Raw genomic sequence first — 19,795 nt, forward strand, 5'->3', positions numbered from 1 at the left:
CTGGAGTGCGCTCCACCTCCTAGCGTCGTCGGCAACGACCCGCCCGGAGGGAAGACACCGTGCGTTACACACTGTTCGGCAAGACCGGCCTGCGCGTCAGCGAGCTGAGCCTGGGGGCCATGACCATGGGCGGCGACCCCGGCTGGGGCGCGCCGAAGGAGACCTGCGCGAAGATCCTCGACGCCTACGCGGACGCGGGCGGCAACTTCGTCGACACCGCCGACATCTACACCGGCGGCGAGTCGGAGCAGTTCCTCGGCGAGCTGCTCGCCGGGCGGCGCGACACCTTCGTGCTGGCCAGCAAGTACACCTGCAACACCCGCGACGGCGACGTCAACGCCGCGGGCAACCACCGCAAGAACCTCGTGCAGTCGGTGGAGGCGAGCCTGGCGCGGCTGCGGACGGACCGGCTGGACGTGCTGTGGGTGCACGCCCGGGACAACTTCACCCCGGTGGAGGAGGTCATGCGGGCCCTGGACGACCTGGTGCGCACCGGCAAGGTGCTGTACGTCGGCGTCTCGGACTGGCCCGCCTGGGAGATCGCGCGGGCCAGCACCCTGGCGGAGCTGCGGGGCTGGACCGCGTTCGCCGGTTCGCAGCTGCGGTACAACCTGCTGGAGCGCACCCCGGAGCGCGAACTGCTGCCGCAGGCGCGGGCGTTCGACCAGGCCGTGCTGGCGTGGGCGCCGCTCGCGGCCGGCCGGCTGACCGGGAAGTACCGCACCGGCGCATCCGGGCGGCTCGGCTCGGCGGCGGAGGACCCGCGCGAGGCGGCGGTGGTCGACGCCGTCCTGGAGGTCGCCGAGCAGGGCGGCTGGAGCCCGGCGCAGGTCGCGCTCGCCTGGCTGCTGGGCCGGCCCGGCAACGTCGTGCCGATCGTCGCCGCCACCCGGGAGAGCCAGCTCGCCGACAACCTCGGCGCCGTCGACGTGCGGCTCGACGCGGACGCGGTCGCCCGGCTCGACGAGGTCAGCGCGGTCCCGCTGGGCTTCCCGCACGACTTCCTGCGCGAGCCGGCCGTCACGCGCACCGTCTACGGCGACCGCTGGCAGGACATCGACGACCGCCGCTCCACCCACCGCCGCACGGCGCACGACGTGCTCTGAGCGGCTGCCGGGCGGCCGGGGTCAGCTCCGCACCGCCCCCAGCCGCCCCTCCAGCTGCTCCAGCAGCCCGCCGAGCAGCGACGCCAGTTCGCCCTGCTCCGGCGCGCCGAGACCGGACAGGACGGCCGTCTCGTAGGCGAGCTGCTCGGGCAGGATGCCGTCGACGAGGTCGCGTCCGGCGTCGGTGAGGCGCAGGTGGGCGACGCGCCGGTCGCGGGTGTCGCCGCGCCGCTCGACCAGCCCGCGCTCGGTCAGCTGCTTGAGGCGCTTGGTCACGGCGGCGCCGGAGGCGAACGTCTCGCGGGCGAGGTCGCCCGGGGTGAGCTCGTGCCCGGTGCGGCGCAGCGCGCCCAGCAGGTCGAACTCGGGGCGGGTCAGGCCGGCCCGGCGCAGCGGCGCGTCCTCGGCCTGCTGGAGGAGGGCGGCGCAGCGGTTGATGCGGCCGATGATCTCCATGGGCCCGGTGTCGAGGCCGGGGTGGACGGCCCGCCACTGCCGCACGACGGCGGCGACGGTGTCCCCTCTCACCGTGTCCGCCGTGCCGTCGCCGGTCGCCGACCGACCGTCGCTTGCCGTCATGGCCGTACGTCCTCCGTTCTCCTGGCCGCGCCCCGGTCCGGGAGCAGTCCCTGGCGTCGTACCGTCGCCGCGAGCGTACGGTGTCCGGACCGCTCGGCGAGCACGACCCTCTCCTGGGGCAGGCCGCGCTGCCGCCATTCGCCGGCCGCGGCGTCGGCGGTGGTGCGCAGCTCCACCAGTGCGGCGGCGAGGCCGCGGCGGGCGCTCTCCAGGGCGGCCGGGGCCGGCGCCGGTCCGGCCAGGAGGCGGGCGGCGTGCTCGCGGGCGCGGTCCACGGCGGCCAGGGCCCGCTCCACGCGGTCGCCGGCGCGCCGGTCGGTGACGGCGACGGCGGCCGCGAAGCCGACCAGGACGCCGACGAGGGTGTCCGCGACGCGCTCGGTGATCAGCGCGCCGGGCTCCTGGTATCCGGCGAACTCGGTGATGAGCAGCGCCATCGGGGTGACGCAGACGCTGCCGAGCCAGTAGTTGCGGCTGATGAGCGCCTCGGCGCCGAAGTTGAAGGCGAGGCAGCACAGCACGAGGGCGGCCTGCCCGAGGTGGGCCAGCGGGACGACGGCGGCGAACAGCAGCACCCCGGCGAGGTTGCCGACGGCGCGCTGGACGGCCCGGCTCCAGGTGAGCGTGAGGTTGGCCTGGTAGAGCGAGGCCGCGGTGACCAGGGCCCAGTACGGGCGGCCGATGCCGAGGGCGAGCGAGGCGTACCCGGCGAGGGCGCAGCCCAGCGCGGTGCGCACGGCGAGGGGCGTCAGCGGGCCGAGCCGCGACCACAGCGGGCGGCGCGGCGCGTCGAGCTCGGCGTCCGCGCCCAGCAGCTCGTCGGCGCCCGGGCCGGCGGCCCGGTCGTCCGCTCCCGGGGCGCCGGTCCCGCCGCCCCGGGGATCGTCGGGGTCCGGCACGGGGCCGGTGCCGCGCAGGGCGCGGGCCCAGGCGCGCAGCCGCTCCGGTTCGGCGTCCGCGGGGGCGGCGAGCGCGACCTCCGCGCGCACGAGGAGCCGTTCGAGGGCGCGCCGGGTGGCGGAGCGGGCGGCGCGCGGCGGCGGTGACAGCAGGGCCTGCCAGGCGGCGTGCACGGCGGCGTGGGCGGCGGCGCGGGCCCCGGCACGGCCGTCGTCGGTGCCGGCCGTCCCGGCGTACGCGGCGGCGGCGTTCAGGGCGTGCGCGGTGGCGCGGCGCTCCGGGCCGTGGGGGCGCAGCAGGCCGGGCGCCATGCCGACCAGCCAGGCCCAGGCGCCCGCCGCGGCGCCGAGCGCCAGGTGCCCGGGGATCTGGCCGGGGGTCTGCGGGACGAACAGGGCGGCGGAGCTGACGAAGGTGAAGATCACGTTGCCGGGCGGGCCGATGCGGGTGGCGTCGCACAGCGCCTTCTGCGCGGCGGCGAGCACGGCACCGACCGCGACCAGGACGAGGGCGCTGCCGGTGAGCGCGGCCGCGGCCAGCGCGACGGCGAGCCCGCCCAGCATGCCGAGGACCACCCACGCGAGGACGCGGGCCCGGGCGGCGTAGGGACGGTTGTGGGCGTACAGCGCGCACAGGGATCCGGCCATCGTGTACATCGCCAGGTCGAGCCGGCCGAGCGCCAGCAGGGTCAGGTTGGGCGGGGCGACCGCGGCGACCACGCTGAGGGCGGGCTTGAACCAGATGTCGGAGGGCTGCCCGACACGCAGCGCGCCGGCCAGCGGGAGACGCCGGACCGGCGGGGTGGCGGGGGTGGGGGGCGCGCTGCTCATGGAACAAGCTTAACAGGTGTTTTACTCGTGAATCATTTTCACGGGCGTGCCGCGCTCCGTCCAGTGCTCCCCGTGTACATCCCTGCGCTCGCGTGCGCGCCGCCGGGCCCGGGCATGGCTTGACCGACCGGGGAGCGGGTCGACGGGGAGGTGCGTGTGCACGGATCGGCGTCATCCGGCTGGCTGCTGGTCGCGCTGTGCGCGGCGACCGGCGCCTACTGCCTGCTGCGGATGCGCAGCAGCGTCGAGGCGCAGCGCCGCACCGCGGCCGACGAGGCGCTCATGGGCTTCGGCATGGCTCTGATGGCCGTGCCCGCGGCGGCCTTCACCCCGCCGCCGTGGGCCTGGCCCGCCTACGCGGCGGTGTTCGGCGCGGCGGCGGTGCGCGCCCTGTGGACGGCCCGCACGAGCACCCACCACCTGCACCACCTGGTGGGGGCCGGGGCCATGGTCTACATGGCCCTGGCGATGGGCGGCTCCCCCGCGCACGGGCACGGCGGCTCCGGCGTCCCGCTGCTGACCGGGGCGCTGCTGCTCTACTTCGCCGGGTACGTGCTGCTGACGGGGGTGCGGCTGGTGCCCGTCCCGGCGGTGGCCGCGAGCGGCGGGAGCGAGACCGGGACCGGGGGCGGGAGCGACGGGTGGGGCGACCGGCCCGAGCTGGCCCGGGCCTGCCGGCTGTCCATGGGCATCGCGATGGTCGCGATGCTGCTGACGATGTGAGCCGCACCGGCCGGCCGGGCCGGCCGCCGGCGCGGGTCCTGCCGCCGCCTGACCGGCCGCCGGCCCACGCTCCGCCGCCGTCCGGCCGGCCGCCGACGCGCGTCCGGCCCCCGTTCCGGCCGGCCGGCCGCCGTATTCGGCCTGATCCGGCGACGTTCGAACCCGGGTTGCGGGCACACGGATGACCGGGACACCGGTCGCGCGGCACACGAGCACCAGGACGCGGGGGCGCGGCCGAGGTACGCCCAGGAAGTGGAACCCCGCCCCCCGCGTCCGCGAGGATCGCCCCATGCACACCCCGCCCGTCGAGTCCCCGCCCCGCCCGCCCGCCCCGCGCACCGCCGTCCGCTCCGCCGGGATCCTGGGCGTCTGCTCCGCGCTGCTGCTGCTGTTGGTGGCCGTCGAGTGGCGCCCGCTGCTCACCGTGGACGGCGACATCTCGCGCACCACCCACCGCTGGGCGGTCGACGAGCCCGGCCTGACGCAGGTCTGCCGCATCCTGACGGACTGGGTGTGGGACCCCTGGACGATGCGTCTGCTGTGCGGGGCGGTGGCGTTGTGGCTGGCGTGGCGGTGCGCGGCCCGGTGGACGGCGCTGTGGCTGGTGGCGGCCTGCGCGGTGGGCACGGTCGTGCAGCAGGGCCTCAAGGCGGCGGTGGGCCGTTCGCGCCCGGTCTTCCCCGACCCCGTCGACTCCGCGCACTACGCGGCGTTCCCGTCCGGCCACGCCATGACCGCCATGGTCGTCTGCGGCCTGCTGCTGTGGCTCCTGCACCGGCACGGCGCCGGCCGCGTCCTGTGGCGCACGGCCCTGGCCCTCGCCGCGCTCTCCGTGGTCGGCGTCGGCCTGACCCGCGTGTGGCTCGGCGTGCACTGGCCGACGGACGTCCTCGGCGGCTGGCTCCTGGGCGCCCTGGTGGTGGCCGTGGCGGTCCTGGTCCACCGCAGCCGCCGGCCGTGAGCACCCGAGGGCGCCTTCACCCCCGCACCGGCCCCGAGGAACTGCGCCCGCCGCCCGGTCCGGCCGCCGGGGGCCGCGCCGTCCGCTGCCCGGCCGGCCTCGGCGCCCGGCCGGCGGAGTGCGGCGCGGCGGAGCGCGGCGCGGCGGAGCGCGGCGCGGCGGAGCGCGCGGAGCCGCTCGCCCTCCTCGTCGCGGCGGACGGCCTGCCGCGGCCGGCTCCGCGGCGGAGCGGACACGTGGCGCGCGCGGGCGGCCGCACGGTCCCGGCCGCGGGCCGGACGGTCTTCCGCCGCACCGGCGTGGGCCGGACGGCCCACGCGGCCGGCAACCACCCCCCGGGCCACTGCCCGGACCCGGCCCCGGACTCGTGGCACGCGGTCGCGCGGGCGCCGGCCCGGGCCGGCGCCGGCCGCCCCCGCGGCTCCGCGCACGCGGTGGCCCCCCGGCGCCGCACGCGGTGCCGGGAGCGCGGCGACGTCCGCGGCGGCGGCCCCGTCCGCGTCCTGCGCGGCAGCGATCTTCCCCCGGAGCGGAACGCCACCCCCTAGGATCGCGCCCATGACGGCCGTGCTGTTCGACTTCTCCGGGACCCTCTTCCGCATCGAGTCCGCCGAGTCGTGGCTGCGCGGCGCGCTGGCCGAGACCGGCGCCCGTCTGCCGGAGGCGGAACTGACCGCGGCGGCGCGGGCGCTGGAGGAGGCCGGGGCGCTGCCGGGCGGCGCCCATCCGGTGGAGGTGCCGGAGGAACTCGCCGGACTGTGGCGGCAGCGGGACCGCAGCGCCGCACTGCACCGGGCCGCCTACACCGGCGCCGCCCGCCGGGTCCCGCTGCCCGACCCCGCGCTGTACGACGTCCTGTACGACCGCCACATGGACCCGGCCGCCTGGAACGCCTACCCCGACGCCGCCGAGGTCCTGCGCGGCCTGCGGGAGCGCGGCGTCCCCGTCGGGGTGGTCAGCAACATCGGCTGGGACCTGCGCCCGGTCTTCCGCGAGCACGGCCTCGACCCGTACGTCGACGCGTACGTGCTGTCGTACGAGCACGGCGTGCAGAAGCCCGATCCGCGGCTGTTCGCGACCGCGTGCGAGGTGCTCGGGGCCGATCCGCGCCGCACCCTGATGGTCGGCGACGACCGGCGCGCGGACGGCGGCGCGGCCGCGCTGGGCTGCGGGGTGCACTTCGTGGACCACCTGCCGGTGGCCGACCGGCCCGACGGGCTGCGGCCCGTGCTGGACCTGGTCGGCTGAGGCCGGGCAGAAGCCTGCCCGCCTCGGACGATCCCCCGTGTCGCCCGAGGCGGACGGCAGCCCGGGCCGGACCGGCACAGGCCTGACCGGACGTCATGAGTATAGTTGGCTGGCAGCCAGCCAACGCAGGAGTTACAGCATGTCCCCGCGCAGCGCCTCGGTCAACGAAGAGTTGCGGAGGCGTTCCCAGGAGCGGCTTCTGCAGGCCGCGGTCGAGTTGGTGGGCGAGCACGGGTACGAGGCGACGACGCTCGGCGACATCGCCGACCGGGCGGGCTCCGCGCGCGGCCTGGTGTCGTACTACTTCCCCGGCAAGCGCCAGCTCGTGCAGTCCGCCGTGCACCGGCTGATGCACCGCACGCTGGAGGAGGCCCTGGAGCGCGAGCCGCGCACCGAGGACGGGCGGGAGCGGATGGCACGGGCCATCGACGCGGTCCTCGGACTGGTCCTGGACCGGCCGGTCCTGATGCGCCAGCACATGGCCGGGCTGCTGCAGGCGGAGGGCTTCGTGCCCTGCCCGGAGCAGCGGCGGCTGGCCGAGCTGCTGCGGGACACCGTCGCCCGGCACGGTTCGTGCGACGTCGACCGGGACTACCCGATGCTGCGCGCGCTGCTGATGGGCGCCGTGTACGCGGCGCTGGTGCCGGGGGCGCCGATGTCCGTGCCGGTGCTGCGCGCCGAGTTGTTCAAGCGCTACCGGCTGGAGTGGGAGATGGGCGTCCCGCCGGACGCCGGGGCGCCCGGCGGGACGCCCGGCACGGATCTGTCCCGCTTCTTCGCGACCGGGACCGCACCGGAGTGCGGTCCCGGTGGTCAGTCGAAGTAGTCCGGCTGCGTCTGCACGTTGAGCTCGCGCAGGCGGACCCGCTCGGCCGGGTCCGTGCGCCGGTCGTTGATCTTCAGGACGTCGAGGCCCTTGGCGATGTCGTTGGAGTAGATGTAGCCGTTGTAGTAGTACGCCGACCAGGAACCGGCGGTGGTGACCCGGTCCGTGGTGAGCGGGCCGCGCTCGAAGTAGGCGATCTCCTTCGGGCGGGAGGAGTCGGTGAAGTCCCAGACGGAGACGCCGCCCTGGTACCAGGCCTGGACCATCAGGTCCTTGCCCTTGACCGGGATCAGCGAGCTGTTGTGGGCGACGCACACCTCGGTGTCCGCCTGGTGGCGGGGGATCTTGAAGTAGCTGCGGAAGACCAGCTTGCGGTGGTCGCCCTTGCCGGTGATGTCGTAGATGCCGTTGGCGCCGCGGTTCGGGCCGATCTCCGCGTTGCAGGTGGCCGCGCCGCCGCCGCCCAGCTCGTCGGTGAAGACGACCTTGTTCACCTTCTGGTTGAAGGTCGCCGAGTGCCAGAACGCGAAGTTGACGTTGTCCTGCACGCGGTCGATGACCTTCGGGTTCTCCGGGTCCTCGATGGAGAACAGGATGCCGTCGCCCATGCAGGCGCCGGCGGCCAGGTCCTCGGAGGGCAGCACGGTGATGTCGTGGCAGCCGGTGGTCTTGGAGACGCCCGGGTTGGTGGGCGCGCCCGGGTTGCCGCCGCCGTCCGGGCCCTCACCGGGGAACAGCACGGGGAAGCCGACGAGCGCCGCCTTCTCGGGGGCCTTGCGCGGCACCTTGATGACGGAGATGCCGTCGTGCGGCGGCTGGCAGTCGGGGTAGGCGGCGTTCGGCGCGTAGGAGGAGACGTAGACGTAGACGTTCCGGCGCTCGGGCACCAGCGTGTGGGTGTGCGAGCCGCAGGCGGTCTCCACGGCGGCGACGTACTTCGGGTTGGCCTTGTCGGTGATGTCGAAGACCTTCATGCCCTCCCACGAGGACTTCTCCGTCGCCGGTTGCGTGGTGCTGTTGCAACTGCTGTCGCTGCGCGAGGAGTCGGTGGAGAGGAAGAGCAGGTTCCCGGAGACGGAGATGTCGTTCTGCGAGCCGGGGCACAGGACCTGCGCGACCGTCTTCGGCGCCTTCGGGTCGCTGATGTCGAAGATGCGGAAGCCGTCGTAGTTGCCCGCGAAGGCGTACCTGCCCTGGAAGGCCAGGTCCGAATTGGTGCCGCGGAGCAGGTCCTTGGGGACGTTGGCGACGTGCTCGATGTTGGCGGTGTGGACGATCTCGTCCTGGCCGGGTATCTCTCCGGCGGCGATGGCCGCCCTGGCCTCCGCCTGGGCGCTTTCGGAGATCTTCCGGGGAGCGGCCGGAGCGTCCCCGGGGTCGGGGGTCGCGGCTGCCGGGGCTGCGGTGAGGAGCGCGGCCAGCAGCCCGGTGGCGGCAGCGGTGACACCCAGGCGTCTGCGCCGTGGTCGGGGCTCGTTCAACAGGATCACTGTTTTCCTCCCTTGTGCCGTTCGCCTCGGAACGGACAACGCACCCCGCAGTATCGTCTTCACCATGCACATATCAACAGTGGGCAACACACTTGCAACGAAGTTTTTCGATCAACGGCCCCCGAAAGCGTGCTAGGACGGTCGTCAGCACCCACGAGGTGTCCGTGAACGCGCCTGCCACAGGAGGTCGTTGTGCTCTTCCGCCGTACGTCCCGCGCGCCCCTCGCCGTGACCGGTCTGACCGCCCTGGCCCTGCTGGGGCTCGGCGCCTGTGACGCGGACACGGACGCCAAGTCGGCGCCGGACGGCGGGCCTTCGGTCATCGCCCCCGGCAGGCCCGGCGAGGACAATCGCACGCTGTCCGCCCGAGAGGCGGCCCAGCAGCGGGCGGAGGACGACTCCCCCAACTCGGCCGACGTCGCCTACGCGCGGATGATGATCGTGCACCACGCCCAGGCACTGGAGATGACCCGGCTGGCCCCGGAGCGCGCCGGCTCCGCCGCGGTCGAGCGGCTGGCCGAGCGGATCGCCGCCGCGCAGGGCCCGGAGATCGAGGGCATGAGGGGCTGGCTGAAGGAGCACGGCAAGCCGGAGGAGGCCGAGGGGCACGGGCACGACCACACCGCGATGGCCGGGATGGCGACCGAGGCCCAGCTGAAGAAGCTGCGCGCGGCCCGGGGCAAGGCCTTCGACCAGCTCTTCCTGACCCTGATGATCACCCACCACCAGGGGGCGGTCACCATGGCCACGGACGTGAAGGGGCAGGGCAACAACATCCGGATCGAGGAGATGGCCGACGACGTGATCGCCCAGCAGACGAGCGAGATCACGCGGATGCGGGGGATGCTCTGACCGCCCCGCGCGGCGGACGGACCGGGAGCGGCGCCCGGCGCCGGGCGCGGTGCCGGGCACTCGACGTGCCGTGCCCGGCGCGGGCGCGGCGCCGGGAGCCCGGCGTGCTCCGCGCCCGGCGCCGTGGTGTGTCGTGCCGTGCCCGGCACCGGACGCCCCGGAGCGGCGGACCGCTCCGCGCCGTGCTCAGCGCCGGGCCCGCCGCGGCGTGAGGAAGCCCGCGTCGCGGGCCTGGCCGATCAGCCGGAGGCACGTGCGGCGGCTGTGGCCGGTCGCGTGCATCACGGCGAGGACCGGGTCCGTGCCCCGCTCCTGGGCCGCGCGGTACTCCTCGGCCACCAGCCGCCGCCCCGCCACGCCGCGCGGCCAGGCCGGCCGGGCCCGGTGCGACCCGCCGCCCTCGCCGTCCGGCCCGGGGCCCAGTCCGCACGCCGCGAAGAGGGGGCCCTCGAACCAGTCGGCGAGCACCGCCAGGTCGTCCAGCGACAGGGCCGGCTCGGCGCGGACGTCCTCGACGGAGACGGAGTCCCCGCGGGCCACGGCGAGCGCGTCGACCCGGGCGCCGTCGGGGAACGCCAGGCGCACCTCGTACCAGCGCGCCACGCTCCCGTCCGCCCGCACCTCCCACGCGGGCCGCACGGACACCGCGCCGTCCGCCGGGGAGCGGTCGGACAGATGGAGAACCGATGCTTCCAGCACCCGCGCAACGTAACCCCATGATCACATTCCATACGAATGGACACGCACGACCGTTCGGCCCACGGCACCCTGTCAGCGCAGCCCCGGCGGTGCGATGCTGGAGGCGTCAGCGACCTCCTGACGATCCTTCGGGATCCCCGGAGCAAGGAGTTCCGCCGTGCTGCGAGTCGCCGTCGTAGGCTCCGGACCGAGCGGGTGCTACACCGCCCAGAGCCTCGTCCAGCTGGACTCCGAGGTGTACGTCGACGTCCTGGACCGGCTGCCGTGCCCGTACGGCCTGGTCCGGTACGGCGTGGCGCCCGACCACGAGAAGATCAAGTCGCTGCAGGGCAGTCTGCGGGCGGTCCTGGAGCACGACCGGGTGCGGTTCCTCGGCGGCGTCCAGGTCGGGCCCGGCGGGGTGCCGGCCGCCCGGCTGCGGGAGCTGTACCACGCGGTGGTGTACTGCGTGGGCGCCGCCACCGACCGGCATCTCGGGATCCCCGGCGAGGACCTGCCGGGGAGCTGGTCGGCGACCGAGTTCGTCTCCTGGTACAGCGCGCACCCGGACTCCCCCCGGTTCGCGGCCCCGTCCGGCCCCGGAGAGGCCGCCGCCGTCGACGGCTTCCTGCGCGGCGCGCGGTCGGCCGTGGTCATCGGGGTGGGCAACGTCGCCGTGGACGTCGCCCGCATGCTGGCCCGGGGCGCGGCGGAGCTGGCCCCCACCGACATGCCGCAGGCGGCCCTGACGGCCCTGGCCGCGAGCGGGGTGACCGACATCCACGTGGTGGGCCGGCGCGGCCCGTCCCAGGCCCGCTTCACCACCAAGGAGCTGCGCGAGCTGGGCACCCTGCCGGGCACCGACGTGACGCTGGACCCCGGGGAGCTGGCGCTGGACCCGGGGTACACCGATCCCGCCGCGCTGCCCGCCGCGCAGCGCCGCAACGTGGAGGTGCTGCGCGGCTGGGCCGGGACGTCCCCGGCGGGCGCTCCCCGGCGGATCCGGCTGCGGTTCTTCCTGCGCCCGGTGGAGCTGCTCGCCGAGCGGGGCCGGGTGGGCGCGGTGCGCTTCGAGCGGACGGTGCCGGACGGTCGCGGCGGGGTGACCGGCACGGGGCGCTGCGAGGACGTCGAGGCCCAGCTGGTGCTGCGCTCGGTGGGCTACCGCGGGGTGGCGCTGGAGGGGCTGCCGTTCGACCCGGACAGCGGCACCGTGCCGAACCTGGCCGGGCGGGTGCTGCGCGAGGGCGTCGTCGTGCCCGGCGCGTACGTGGCGGGCTGGATCAAGCGGGGGCCGACGGGCGTCATCGGCACCAACCGGCCGTGCGCCAAGGAGACGGTGCTGTCGCTGCTGGAGGACGCCCCCGTCCTCGCGCGCCAGGACGTGCCCGGCGATCCCCTGGCGGTGCTGCGTGCCGAGGGCGCCGAACCGGTCGAGTGGTCCGGGTGGCAGGCGATCGAGCGGGCCGAGGCCGAGCTAGGGGCCTCGCTCGGGCGCGGCGTGGTCAAGCTGCCCGACTGGGAGGCGCTCCTGACGGCGGCCCGGGCGGCGACCGCGTGACGGGGCCGGCCTCCTCCACAGGGGCATGACACGTACCGGCAACGCACCGGAAATCAACAAACTGTTCAAGGCGCCTACGGTCTCCTGCAGTCCGGATGTTCCCCACCCGCCGCCCAGGAGCGCCCATGGCAACGACCGCACCCGTGCACCCCGTCGACGAGGTCCCACCGGTCAGGCACCTGGCCGCCTTCGGTCTCCAGCACGTGCTCGCGATGTACGCGGGCGCGGTCGCGGTGCCGCTGATCGTCGGCGGCGCGATGAAGCTGCCGCCCGCGGACCTGGCGTACCTGATCACCGCGGACCTGCTGGTGTGCGGGATCGCCACGCTCCTCCAGTGCGTCGGGTTCTGGCGCTTCGGGGTGCGGCTGCCGGTCATGCAGGGCTGCACGTTCGCGGCCGTGTCCCCGATGGTGCTCATCGGGACGACGGGCGGCGGGCTGCCCGCGATCTACGGGGCGGTGATCGTCGCGGGACTGGCGATCGTGCTGCTGGCGCCGGTCTTCGGCCGGCTGCTGCGGTTCTTCCCGCCGCTGGTGACGGGCACGGTCATCCTGATCATCGGCGTCTCGCTGCTGCCGGTGGCCGGCAACTGGGCCGCCGGCGGCGCCGGGGCGGAGGACTTCGGCGAGCCGCGGAACCTGGCGCTGGCCGCCTTCGTGCTGGTGGTGGTGCTGGGCGTGCAGCGCTTCGCGCCGCCGTTCCTGAGCCGGACCGCCGTGCTGGCCGGCATGGCCGCCGGGCTGGCGGTCGCGGTGCCGTTCGGGTTCACCGACTTCGGCGGGGTCGGCGACGCCGACTGGGTCGGCGTCAGCACGCCGTTCCACTTCGGCGCGCCGGTCTTCGAGGCGTCGGCGATCGTCTCGATGCTGGTCGTGGCACTGGTGTGCATGACCGAGACGACCGGTGACCTCATCGCGGTCGGCGAGCTGACCGGGCGGAAGACCGAGCCGCGCCCGCTCGCGGACGGCCTGCGCGCCGACGGGCTGTCGACGGTCCTCGGCGGTGTCTTCAACACCTTCCCGTACACGGCGTACGCGCAGAACGTGGGCCTGGTCGGCATGACCCGGGTGCGCAGCCGCTGGGTGGTGGCCGCGGCGGGCGGGATGCTGGTGCTGCTCGGCCTGCTGCCCAAGCTGGGCGCGGTGGTGGCGGCGATCCCGGCGCCGGTGCTGGGCGGCGCGGGCCTGGTGATGTTCGGGACGGTGGCCGCGAGCGGGCTGCGCACGCTGGCGCAGGTGGACTTCCGGGGCAACCACAACCTCACGGTGGTGGCCGTCCCGGTGGCGGTCGGCATGCTGCCGGTGGGGGTGCCGACGGTCTACGACCGGTTCCCCGACTGGTTCCAGACGGTGATGCACAGCGGGATCAGCGCGGGCTGCCTCACGGCCGTCGCGCTGAACCTGCTCTTCAACCACCTTCCCGCGCGGGCGGGTTCAGTCGGTGCCGAGGCGGGCGGCCTGCCGGACGGCGGCGGCGAGCAGCGCGTCGAGAAGCCCCGGGAAGAGGTCGTCTAGGTCGTCCCGGCGCAGGCCGTTCAGCTTGGCCGTGCCCCGGTAGGCCTGCCGGATCACCCCGCTCTCCCGCAGCACCCGGAAGTGGTGCGTGGTGGTGGACTTGGTGACCGGCAGGTCGAAGTGCGAACAGGCCAGCTCGTCGCTGCCGGCGGCGAGCTCGCGCACGATCCGCAGCCGTACCGGGTCGGAGAGGGCGTGCAGCACGCCCTCCAGCCGGATCTCGTCGCGCGCCGGATGCGGCAGGTCACGCGCGCTGGGGGCGGGGGCGGTCGTCACGGCGGCTCCACATCGGTCCGGGAGCTCTCATTGTACGAGAGTTCTCGGATTTTTAGTACGAGGATCTTCGTAGTTTGACAAGCACCGTACTACGATGCCTACCGTACTCCTCGACACCGGTCCCGTGACGAATGGAGTCCCCGTGAGCGCGCTCTTCGAGCCCTTCACCCTGCGCGACGTGACGATCCCCAACCGGGTGTGGATGCCTCCGATGTGCCAGTACTCGGCCGCGCCCGAGGGTCCGGAGGCCGGTGCCCCCACCGACTGGCACTTCGCGCACTACGCCGCTCGCGCCACCGGCGGCACGGGGCTGATCGTCGTCGAGGCCACCGCCGTGTCCCCGGAGGGCCGGATCTCCCCGTACGACCTCGGCCTCTGGAACGACACCCAGGTCGAGGCGTTCCGCCGGATCACGCGCTTCCTGGCCTCCCAGGGCACGGTTCCCGCGATCCAGCTGGCCCACGCCGGCCGCAAGGCCTCGACCGACCGCCCCTGGACGGGCGGCGCGCCGGTCGGACCGGAGGCGCACGGCTGGCAGCCGGTGGCGCCGAGCCCGCTGGCGTTCGACGAGGGCCACCCGGTGCCGGACGAGCTGACGGTGGACCGGATCGAGGAGGTCGTCGGGCAGTTCGCGGCCGCCGCCCGCCGCGCGCTCGACGCCGGCTTCGAGATCGCCGAGATCCACGGCGCCCACGGCTACCTGATCGGCGAGTTCCTCTCCCCGCACTCCAACCGCCGCACCGACGCGTACGGCGGCTCGTACGAGAACCGCACGCGCTTCGCCCTGGAGGTCGTCGACGCCGTGCGGGAGGTGTGGCCGCAGGACAAGCCGCTGTTCTTCCGCATCTCGGCGACCGACTGGCTGGCGGACGGCGGCTGGACCCCGGACGACACCGTCCGCTTCGCCGCCGACCTGCAGGCCCACGGCATCGACCTGCTCGACGTCTCCTCGGGGGGCAACGCCGCCGGGGTGCGCATCCCGACCGGCCCCGGCTACCAGGTGCCCTTCGCCGCCCGGGTGAAGGCGGAGACGACGCTGCCGGTCGCCGCGGTCGGGCTGATCACGGAGACCGGGCAGGCCGCCAAGATCCTCGCCAACGGCGAGGCGGACGCCGTCCTGCTCGGCCGCGAGCTGCTGCGCAACCCTTCGTGGGCCCGGCTCGCGGCGCGCGAGCTCGGCGCCGAGGTGCGGGTGCCGGAGCAGTACCACCGGTCGGTCTGACCGGCCCCCGCACCCCGGTCTCAACCGGTCGCGCAGGCCGTGCCGTTGAGCGTGAACGCGGCCGGCGCGGCGCTGTTCCCGCCGTGGGCCGCCTGGTACCCGAGGCTCACGCTCGCCCCCGGCGCGATCGTGCCGTTGTACGCGGCGTTGGTCGCGGTCACCGCGCCGGAGGAGGGCGTGTACGTGGCGCCCCAGCCGCCGGTGAGGGTCTGGCCGGCCGGCAGGGTGAAGCCGAGCTTCCAGCCGCCGACCGCGGTCGTGCCGGTGTTGGTGACCGTCACCGAGGCGGTCAGCCCGGTGTTCCAGGCGTTGACGGCGACGGCCACCTTGCAGGCGCCCGGCTGCGGCTGGGGCGCCGGGCCCGAGGCGTCGAGGCCGAAGAACCTGATCACCCGGGCGGCCATGCCGGAGGTGTACAGGTTGTGGCCGACGCCCTGGAGGCTGACGGCCTCCACGGGGGCCTGGTCACCGGTGCCGCCGTAGCGGGTGCGGGTCCAGCCGGACTGGGGGGTGTCGGTGGCGGCCGGGGTCTGGCTCACCCCGTGCACGTTCGTCCACTGCTTGATCTCCTCCCCGAAGTTGGGGTAGCGCAGCACGTCGTCCTCGGTGCCGTGCCACAGCTGCATGCGCGGCCGGGGGCCGGTGTGGCCGGGGTGGGCGCCGCGGACCAGGTCGCCCCACTGCTGCGGGGTGCGGATCACCGTGCCGTTCGCGCAGGCGCTGTTCCACTCGGAGCCGTCGGTGGTGGCGAAGCAGCCGAAGGGGACGCCGGCGAAGGCGGACCCCGCCGCGAACACGTCGGGGTAGTCGCCGAGCAGGACGTTGGTCATCATCGCGCCGGAGGAGATCCCGGTGGCGAAGATCCTCCCGGTGTCGGCGCCGTGGGTGCGCACCACCCAGTCGACCATGGACTTGATGCCGACCGGGTCGCTGCCCCCGTCACGGCGCAGCGCCTGCGGCGAGGCGACGTCGAAGCACTTGCTGGCACGGGTGACGGACGGGTACACGACGATGAACCCGTACCGGTCGGCCAGCGAGGCGTACTCCGTGCCGCTGTACATCGCCGGGCCGGAGCCCGTGCAGTAGTGCACGGCCACCACGACCGCCGGCTTCGGCGTGACGCTCTCCGGCACGTACAGGTACATCTGCAGGTTGCTGGGGTTGGGCCCGAAGCCGGTGACCTCGGTGAGCGTGGCGGCCGGGGCGGCGGGGGCGGTCTCGCCGGCCGCGGCCGCGGGTGCGGTGAGCAGGCCGGTCGCCAGCAGCGGCACCAGCGCGGCGAGGAGCGTCAGGAGCACCGTCCGCAGCGGTCTCCTGGCTTGGGGGGTGGGCACGTCCTTGGTCCCTTCGATCGGGAAGCGGCTCGCCGGACGCAGGCATGGTGACATGGACATGGCTTCCATGGAAGCGCTCCCACAGCCGCCTTCCGCGACCTCTCTTGACCGAATTCCCCCTGCGCGAGGCGTTGACTAGAAAGCGCTTGCCGCCTACGTTCCGTTCAGCAGCGTGACCGGCTCGCACCCCACAGGGCGCGAACGGCCCCACTGCCACCGCATCACGTTCACGCCTGCATGCCGTGTTCAGGTATGCGAACGCCGCAGTGATCCCGGCGGAGCCGCCGCCGGGAAGAGCCGAATCCCCCACTCACAGCACCCCCCACCCCACAGAAGGACTCGGGACATGACTTCTGCGACACGACCGCGCGCCCGGGGGCGCGCGCTGACCGGAGCGCTGGCCACCCTCGGCCTGTCGGTTGGCATGATCATGACTACCGGTGCCTCCTCGGCGAGCGCCGCCACCTGGCCGACCGCCAACGGCAGCCAGGGCGTCTCCTCCACCATCTCGGTCTCCGGCACCAAGGACTACGGGATGAAGCGCCTCTACGGCACCGGGGACCTCGGCTCCGGCAGCCAGGACGAGGACCAGGGACCGCTCCTGGAGCTCGCCGACGGCGCGGTGCTGAAGAACGTCATCCTCGGCGCCCCGGCGGCCGACGGTGTCCACTGCAAGGGCAGCTGCACGCTGCAGAACGTCTGGTGGGAGGACGTCGGCGAGGACGCCGCGACCTTCAAGGGCACGTCCTCCTCCAGCGTCTACACCGTCTCCGGCGGCGGCGCGAAGGAGGCCAGCGACAAGGTGTTCCAGTTCAACGGCGCTGGGACGCTGAACGTCTCGAACTTCGCCGTGCAGAACTTCGGCACCTTCATCCGCTCCTGCGGCAACTGCAAGACGCAGTACAAGCGCACGATCAACCTCAACACCGTCGAGGTGACCTGGAAGGGCAGCAGGATCGTCGGCATCAACACCAACTACGGCGACTCCGCGACCCTGCGCAACATCACCATCGTCGGCGACACCAGCAAGAAGATCGTCCCGTGCCAGAAGTACATCGGCAACAACACGGGCGCGGAGCCGACCACCAACGGCAGCGGCCCCGACGGGACCTACTGCAAGTACACGAGCTCCGACATCACGTACAAGTAACCCCCCCCACGGCGGACCGCGGCCGTACGAGGCGCCCCGCACGGCGCCTCGTACGGCCGCGGCGTCCTGTGCGTCCGCGTGCGTGCGCGCGGGCGCCTCCTCTGTCGGCTCCCTCTGGTGCTCCGTGTACGCGGCGCGCAGGTTCGGGCCCGGCCGCGCGCCGGGGAGCGGGTCCGCGGGCGGCACGGGACCGGCGAGCAGACGCCGGACGACGGCCGCGAGCGCCGTGCGGCGGGCGGTGGGCGGCGGGGCGTTCGGCACGCTCGACGCGGGCGAGCGGCGCCGGGGCCGTGGCCGGCCTGGCGCCGAGCGGCCACCGGTGCGCGGCCGGCTCGGGCGCGGGACCGGCGGAGCGGGCCGTGCGGTGCCGGGTGGCCCGGCCGAGGCCGTCCGGGAGCGCGCGGCGTGGGTCGGTGGGCCGCAGCAGACCCCTTCGCGGAGTCCGGCGAGCCGCGGGGCGGCCGGGCGGGCGCGCAGGCCGGCGCGTACGGGGGGGCCGCGCCCGGTGGTGGTGAGCACGGCCGTCTCCCGATCGCCACGCCACAAGCGCATGCGCGGCCGCACCCCCTCGTCCTGGCGGCGCCGGCGCTCCGACAACCGGACGCCGCAGGCCGCAGGCGGCCGCCCTCCGGCTGGACGCCGCCCGCAGGGCAGATCCGCGGCCGGCGGCGCTCGCGACACCGGGCGACGTCGGCGCCGACCCGGCGAACCCGCGGCTGCCGGACGGCATGCCGGGCGAGTGCGCAGGCCGGCGCATACCGCAGGACCACGCCCGGTAGCAGTGATCACGGCCGTCTCCCGATCGCCCCGCCATAGGCGCGTGTGCGGCCACATCCCCTCGCCCTGGCGGCGCCGGCGCTCCGGCAACCGGACGCCGCAGGCCGCAGGCGGCCGCCCTCCGGCTGGACGCCGCCCGCAGGGCAGATCCGCGGCCGGCAGTGCTCGCGACACCGGGCAACGCCGGCGCCGCCCCGGCGAACCCGCGGCTGCCGCACGGCGTGCCGGGCGGCCCCCGGACGGGCCTCCGCCGCCGCGTCGACGGCACGGACGCCCGGCCCGTCCGGCGCCGCCGCACGGGACGCCTCGCCGAGGCCGCCGGGACCGCCGGTCACCGAGTGCGCCGTCGCGGCCGTGGCCGTGCCGCGAGCGGCCGAGGGCGCCGACGTGGTCCCGCCTCGACGGCGGCTGCCGCGGGTGTGCCGGGGAAGGCCGGGCGGGAGGGGTCCGGAGGGCGGCCGGCAGGCGACATCCCCGTCCCGACCTGCGGTGCGGCCGGTTCCGGAGGTGACTGTCAGTGGTGGGGTGCAGACTGGCCGGTGTCCGAGACGAGGGCGTCGACGAAGACGTCGCGGAGGTGGTCGGCATGACCGAGGTACTGCTCGCCGTGGGGACCCGCAAGGGTCTGTTCATCGGGCGCCGGCGGGACGGCGGCCCCTGGGAGTTCGACGAGAGCCCCTACTTCAACGCGCAGGCCGTGTACTCGGTGGCCCTCGACACCCGGGGCGGCACCCCGCGGCTGCTGGCCGGCGGCGACAGCTCCCACTGGGGTCCGTCCGTGTTCCACTCCGACGACCTGGGCCGCACCTGGACCGAACCGGCCCGGCCCGCCGTCAGGTTCCCCCAGGACACGGGCGCCTCGCTGGAGCGGGTGTGGCAGCTGCACCCTGCGGCGGCGGAGCCGGACGTGGTCTACGCGGGCACCGAACCGGCCGCGCTGTACCGCTCGGAGGACCGCGGGGAGACCTTCGACCTGGTCCGGCCGCTGTGGGAGCACCCCACGCGCGCGCGGTGGGTGCCGGGCGGCGGCGGCGAGGGCCTGCACACCGTGCTCACGGACCGGCGGGACCCGCGGGCCGTGACGGTCGCCGTCTCGACCGCGGGCGTGTTCCGCACCACCGACGGCGGCGCGAGCTGGACCCCCTCCAACTCCGGTGTCTCCGCGGTGTTCCTGCCCGATCCCCACCCGGAGTTCGGCCAGTGCGTGCACAAGATCGCGCGGGACGCGGTCGACCCGGACCGGCTGTACCTGCAGAACCACTGGGGTGTCTACCGCAGCGACGACGCGGGCGCGCACTGGACCGACATCGGCGAGGGCCTGCCGTCCACGTTCGGCTTCGCGGTGGCCACCCATCCGCGGCGCGGGGACACCGCGTACGTGTTCCCCGTCAACGCCGACTCCGACCGGGTGCCGGCCGGCCGGCGCTGCCGGGTGTTCCGCACGGCGGACGCGGGCAAGAGCTGGGAGCCGCTGACGGCGGGACTGCCGCGGGAGGACCACTACGGCACGGTGCTGCGCGACGCGCTGTGCACCGACGACGCCGACCCGGCGGGCGTGTACTTCGGCAACCGCAACGGCGAGGTGTTCGCCTCGGCCGACGACGGCGACAGCTGGCGGCAGCTCGCCGCGCACCTGCCGGACGTGCTGTGCGTGCGCGCCGCGGTCGTCGGATGAGCGGGACGGGCCGGGCGGACGGGGCCGGCCGGACGGGACGCCGGGGGCCGCGCCCCGCCTCGCGCCACCGGTTGATCAGCGCTGCCCGTACGG

General features: G+C 75.1%; 18 protein-coding genes. 12 read left to right on the forward strand and 6 right to left on the reverse strand.

What is annotated here, in order from left to right; all coding sequences use genetic code 11:
- The first annotated feature begins 59 nt into the window (after nt 1–59).
- Nucleotides 60–1,106 (forward strand): aldo/keto reductase, encoded by a 1,047-nt coding sequence (locus ACIF8T_RS11445; protein ID WP_400033621.1) that lies wholly within the window; start codon nt 60–62, stop codon nt 1,104–1,106.
- Between the two features lie 21 nt (nt 1,107–1,127).
- On the opposite strand, the gene ACIF8T_RS11450 is transcribed toward ACIF8T_RS11445, so the two are convergent.
- On the reverse strand, nt 1,128–1,685 hold the full coding sequence (locus ACIF8T_RS11450; RefSeq protein ID WP_400033623.1) for a MarR family winged helix-turn-helix transcriptional regulator: 558 nt from the start codon (nt 1,683–1,685) through the stop codon (nt 1,128–1,130).
- Nucleotides 1,682–3,415: an FUSC family protein gene (locus tag ACIF8T_RS11455; RefSeq protein ID WP_400033625.1), complete on the reverse strand. Its 1,734-nt coding sequence runs from the start codon at nt 3,413–3,415 to the stop codon at nt 1,682–1,684. Before ACIF8T_RS11455 ends, ACIF8T_RS11450 begins: the two co-directional genes overlap by 4 nt.
- Nucleotides 3,416–3,571: 156 nt before the next feature.
- Here ACIF8T_RS11455 and ACIF8T_RS11460 point away from each other — a divergent pair, with 156 nt between their 5' ends.
- From ACIF8T_RS11460 to ACIF8T_RS11480, 5 genes are all read left to right on the forward strand, one after another.
- The gene (locus ACIF8T_RS11460; RefSeq protein WP_400033627.1) at nt 3,572–4,138 is read left to right on the forward strand and encodes a DUF5134 domain-containing protein; all 567 of its coding nucleotides are present in this window, start codon (nt 3,572–3,574) and stop codon (nt 4,136–4,138) included.
- Nucleotides 4,139–4,427: 289 nt separating this feature from the next.
- Nucleotides 4,428–5,099, forward strand: a complete 672-nt coding sequence (locus ACIF8T_RS11465) for a phosphatase PAP2 family protein (protein ID WP_400033629.1) — start codon at nt 4,428–4,430, stop codon at nt 5,097–5,099.
- Complete coding sequence (locus ACIF8T_RS11470) at nt 5,096–5,647, forward strand: hypothetical protein (RefSeq protein ID WP_400033631.1); 552 nt, start codon at nt 5,096–5,098, stop codon at nt 5,645–5,647. The genes ACIF8T_RS11465 and ACIF8T_RS11470 overlap by 4 nt, the downstream gene beginning before the upstream one ends.
- Before the next feature lie 10 nt (nt 5,648–5,657).
- Nucleotides 5,658–6,347 (forward strand): HAD family hydrolase, encoded by a 690-nt coding sequence (locus tag ACIF8T_RS11475; RefSeq protein ID WP_400033633.1) that lies wholly within the window; start codon nt 5,658–5,660, stop codon nt 6,345–6,347.
- A gap of 139 nt (nt 6,348–6,486) precedes the next feature.
- Entirely contained in the window at nt 6,487–7,173 is a 687-nt protein-coding gene (locus ACIF8T_RS11480; RefSeq protein ID WP_400033635.1) for a TetR/AcrR family transcriptional regulator, read from the forward strand.
- Here ACIF8T_RS11480 and ACIF8T_RS11485 read toward each other — a convergent pair.
- Nucleotides 7,161–8,663 carry an LVIVD repeat-containing protein gene (locus ACIF8T_RS11485; protein ID WP_400033637.1) on the reverse strand — a complete coding sequence of 501 codons (1,503 nt, stop codon included), beginning with the start codon at nt 8,661–8,663 and terminating at the stop codon, nt 7,161–7,163. The genes ACIF8T_RS11480 and ACIF8T_RS11485 overlap by 13 nt on opposite strands.
- A 192-nt stretch (nt 8,664–8,855) precedes the next feature.
- On the opposite strand from ACIF8T_RS11485, the gene ACIF8T_RS11490 reads away from it, so the two are divergent.
- Complete coding sequence (locus tag ACIF8T_RS11490; RefSeq protein ID WP_400033639.1) at nt 8,856–9,515, forward strand: DUF305 domain-containing protein; 660 nt, start codon at nt 8,856–8,858, stop codon at nt 9,513–9,515.
- A 186-nt stretch (nt 9,516–9,701) separates the two neighbouring features.
- Here the strand turns inward: ACIF8T_RS11490 and ACIF8T_RS11495 are convergent, their stop codons facing one another.
- On the reverse strand, nt 9,702–10,160 hold the full coding sequence (locus ACIF8T_RS11495; protein WP_400033935.1) for a DUF6214 family protein: 459 nt from the start codon (nt 10,158–10,160) through the stop codon (nt 9,702–9,704).
- A 211-nt stretch (nt 10,161–10,371) separates the two neighbouring features.
- Here ACIF8T_RS11495 and ACIF8T_RS11500 point away from each other — a divergent pair, with 211 nt between their 5' ends.
- Both ACIF8T_RS11500 and ACIF8T_RS11505 read left to right on the forward strand, forming a co-directional pair.
- A complete protein-coding gene (locus ACIF8T_RS11500; protein ID WP_400033641.1) occupies nt 10,372–11,754 on the forward strand; it encodes an FAD-dependent oxidoreductase in 1,383 nt (460 codons plus the stop codon).
- A gap of 125 nt (nt 11,755–11,879) precedes the next feature.
- Nucleotides 11,880–13,268, forward strand: a complete 1,389-nt coding sequence (locus tag ACIF8T_RS11505) for a nucleobase:cation symporter-2 family protein (protein ID WP_400033643.1) — start codon at nt 11,880–11,882, stop codon at nt 13,266–13,268.
- Here the strand turns inward: ACIF8T_RS11505 and ACIF8T_RS11510 are convergent.
- Nucleotides 13,188–13,544: an ArsR/SmtB family transcription factor gene (locus ACIF8T_RS11510; protein ID WP_400033645.1), complete on the reverse strand. Its 357-nt coding sequence runs from the start codon at nt 13,542–13,544 to the stop codon at nt 13,188–13,190. The two genes, ACIF8T_RS11505 and ACIF8T_RS11510, sit on opposite strands and share 81 nt — an antisense overlap.
- A 142-nt stretch (nt 13,545–13,686) precedes the next feature.
- Here ACIF8T_RS11510 and ACIF8T_RS11515 point away from each other — a divergent pair, with 142 nt between their 5' ends.
- A complete protein-coding gene (locus ACIF8T_RS11515) occupies nt 13,687–14,766 on the forward strand; it encodes an NADH:flavin oxidoreductase/NADH oxidase (RefSeq protein WP_400033647.1) in 1,080 nt (359 codons plus the stop codon).
- 20 nt (nt 14,767–14,786) lie between these two features.
- On the opposite strand, the gene ACIF8T_RS11520 is transcribed toward ACIF8T_RS11515, so the two are convergent.
- Entirely contained in the window at nt 14,787–16,064 is a 1,278-nt protein-coding gene (locus ACIF8T_RS11520) for a PHB depolymerase family esterase (protein ID WP_400033937.1), read from the reverse strand.
- 382 nt (nt 16,065–16,446) lie between these two features.
- On the opposite strand from ACIF8T_RS11520, the gene ACIF8T_RS11525 reads away from it, so the two are divergent.
- Nucleotides 16,447–17,250, forward strand: a complete 804-nt coding sequence (locus tag ACIF8T_RS11525; protein WP_400033649.1) for a pectate lyase — start codon at nt 16,447–16,449, stop codon at nt 17,248–17,250.
- A gap of 1,294 nt (nt 17,251–18,544) precedes the next feature.
- A complete protein-coding gene (locus ACIF8T_RS11530) occupies nt 18,545–19,702 on the forward strand; it encodes a WD40/YVTN/BNR-like repeat-containing protein (protein WP_400033651.1) in 1,158 nt (385 codons plus the stop codon).
- Nucleotides 19,703–19,795: the final 93 nt, after the last annotated feature.

The sequence above is a fragment of the Streptomyces sp. NPDC085946 genome, assembly GCF_044540485.1.
Taxonomy (GTDB): Bacteria; Actinomycetota; Actinomycetes; order Streptomycetales; family Streptomycetaceae; genus Streptomyces.